Annotated in this window: 1 pseudogene; it reads left to right on the top strand. The window is 70.2% G+C overall.

The window, feature by feature from the left end:
• A pseudogene (locus tag ACG04R_RS28620) lies at positions 1 to 248 on the top strand (IS21 family transposase); the annotation flags it as partial.

The following is a 248-nucleotide window of genomic DNA, read 5'->3' as shown; positions in this document are numbered from 1 at the left end:
CGATGCCCGGCGGCCCAAGAAGGAGCGGCGCAGCGCCAAGGCATTGCTGGAGCAGTTGAAGGCTGCGGGCTACGGCGGTGGCTACAGCCGGCTGACCGACTACATCCGCGCCTGGCGGGCGGCTCAGGGCAGTGCCGCGACGGGCGACGCCTACGTGCCGCTGAGCTTCGAACTCGGCGAGGCCTTCCAGTTCGACTGGAGTGAGGAGCCGCTGGTCATCGGCGGCGTGTACCAGCGGCTGCAGGTGG

Source organism: Pelomonas candidula, assembly GCF_043555985.1.
Classification (GTDB): Bacteria; Pseudomonadota; Gammaproteobacteria; order Burkholderiales; family Burkholderiaceae_C; genus Pelomonas; species Pelomonas candidula.
This window is presented reverse-complemented; position numbering and strand designations above follow the sequence as displayed.